Here is a 2,794-nt window from a genome sequence, read left to right on the forward strand (position 1 = left end):
AAGATGTATAATTCAGCCTTGCCTTTATAATTCTTGTATATGTTATCTATAAATTCCGTAAGATCTATGCCTGTTCCAACAAGACCTATGGGCGTATGCCTAGAGTCAAAAACAGGAGCGTTGATAAACAACAAAGTCTTTTGTATTTCCGGGTTGTAGTTGATGTTAAAATTATATTTTTCTGTTTCATACAGAGTCATTTTGTACCAATAGTTATCGGGATTTTCAGTATCAACTCTATAATGATTATTTTCGTCAAAGTAAAATTCTTTATCAATATTGCTTGACCAGAAAGCCGAGTTGCTTTTGAAAGCCCGGCAATATCCGTTAATTTCATCAAAGGCGATTCTTTTTAAGTCCCTGTCAGTGGGATTAAGAAAGTGGCGCTGTATTAGGGGAGAAGTCGCCATTTTAATAGCAATGGCGATTTCGCTGTTAACCGACGACTCAAGTTTTGCCCTTTCAAGCTCCATCGCCTGCGACAGTTCATTTCCCGCGCTAGTATGAAGAAGCTGCCACATTGTAAAAGCGAAAGCCGCGCTTCCGCCTATAAAAATAACTAAAAACATAATGGCGGAAAAGGCGATAAACCTGCCCTTTATCGAAACTCTACGCCCCTGTGTTTGTTTTTCTTTCATTATATGTCTTCCTTAATGCCTTAATAATAACATAATTTTTGATAAAAGAGTATAGATGAAAACATATAATAATGGCATACTATGCCGAATTTGTATATTTTTAGGCAAAAATGTAAATTTTTTACATTTACTTATTCTACCTTGAACCGCGATACTTCCCGCATTAAATCGTCTATAGCTTCGCGGTTTTTACCGCTTATACCATTTACATGGTTTACCGCCAAGTTAATATGCTCCGCTCCGGTTGCCATTTCTTGCATACCGCCGGTTATTTCCTGAGTCGATTTTTCAAGATTACTGCTTTCCTGTATTACTTCTTTCGCCCCATCAAGCATTTCCTGGGACGCGTCTTTTACTTTCCGTGTTATTTGGTTTACTTCGCTTATGCCTTCAAGCACCTGTTTGCTTCCAGCAGTCTGTTCCTCCATTGAGTTACGGATACTTTCTTCCTGAGTCGCTACTGTTTTAACGCTTGTGTCAATCGCCTCGAATTTGGCAAGTACGTTTTCTGTCGATTTTGTTATTTTATCTATAGACTCTTTTATCTTCTTTAAAACATTGCCTATCGTCTTGGATTGTTCGCTGGAACTTTCAGCTAATTTACGAATCTCATCGGCGACTACGGCAAAACCCTTGCCCGCTTCCCCCGCGTGAGCGGCTTCAATAGCGGCGTTCATGGAAAGTAAGTTAGTCTGGCTTGCGATGTTTTCCATTACCGAGTTAATTTCTAACAATCCCTCTGACTCACGGGCGATTTCCTGAATGTCCGTAGCCACTTCTTGCAAGCCGTTTCTTCCAACTTCGGAAGATTCTCTTAATGTATTAACATTAGTAGCGTTATTAACAAGCGTTCCCGTAACTGAATTAATATTCGCCATCATTTCTTCAATAGCGGACGACGCTTGGGCGATATGGGTGCTCTGATTTTCAACGTGGTCGTTAAGATTATGAATGTTTACCGTAAGCTGTTCCATTGTTGCGTGGGTTTCGCTTACGCTGGCGCTCTGGTTTAAGATACGGCTTTTAATGCTCTGAATATTGGCGTTAATCTCGTTTACTGCGGCGGCGGTCTCGTTCATGTTTGCCGCCAGATCAGTTCCAATGTCAGATAACGTATGTCCCTCTCCTTTAACGTTTACGACAAGTTTTTTTATTTTATCCAGCGTTTCGTTAAAGTAAAGGGCAAGATCGCCTACTTCGTCGTCTGAATGTATCGGGATAGCATGAGTTAAATCACCTTCGCCTTCTGCAATGTCTTTAAGTTGGTCTGCAACCATTACAATTGGGTGGATTACCTTGTTCAGGACGGAGAACACAATTATTGCAGCCGCTATAATGGCTATAACCGCAAGAATAATTGTAAATTCGGTAATTACTTCTACTTCTTTTAAAATATGTTTTTCGGTAGCTACAATCATTATTGACCAAATTTGATCCGAGTTGCTTATTTGGAAAGGCATAGTTTTAAGCCTTGTATATGAGTTAAGAGCGTTGGAAAAGGTTCTGCACTCAAATTCTTTGCCTTCATGCACCGCTTTATCAGCTTCCTGTATGTATTCGCCAAAACTTGTATCTACATCGATAAGCATTTTTCCAACACGTTCAGGAATCAAGTGCCCCATTATCATTCCGTTACCCGCATAAATTACCATTGCGGATATTTCATCGTTATTTTTTATAACGTCCTCTACTGCGGTTTGTATTACATCAATAGCCAAAAGACAGCCCAATCCTCCTACAACTTCACCTGTTCTGGAATTGATTATTGGAACCATCATCTTAAACGCAAATGTGTCTTTTCCGTTTACTTTCCATGGCTCTGGATTATCCACACGATCATTCTTTGCGTGGGGACCATTTAAATAATCCATAGTGTGTGCAATATCCGTGCTTGCGCGGGCGACTACCTGTCCTGTTTCCTTGCTGAAAGTCATTGCATATTGCCCTGTGGGACTCGAACCTATGCGTCCGATATATCGGCTGTCCATTCCGTCAAGGGCGTTAGGTTTCCATATTGTATAAATGGCAATCATATTGGGTTCTGATCTAAGAGCGGAGTGCAGCATATCGTCATACCTTTCTCTGCGTTGATTTGCAGGAATGGCTTCATAATCATCCATTACATTTGCCATTGTACGCAACGCCCGTATATATGC

1 protein-coding gene and 1 pseudogene are annotated in these 2,794 nt (G+C 40.6%); both read right to left on the minus strand.

Features of this window, described 5'->3' with window-relative positions; genetic code table 11:
- A pseudogene (locus ACYVTD_RS11380) lies at positions 1-638 on the minus strand (methyl-accepting chemotaxis protein); the annotation flags it as partial.
- Between the two features lie 131 nt (positions 639-769).
- Positions 770-2,770, minus strand: coding sequence for a methyl-accepting chemotaxis protein (locus tag ACYVTD_RS11385; protein WP_461247889.1), 2,001 nt, complete (start codon positions 2,768-2,770; stop codon positions 770-772).
- Between the last annotated feature and the right edge of the window lie 24 nt (positions 2,771-2,794).

It is taken from the genome of Treponema sp. R6D11 (genome assembly GCF_054786075.1).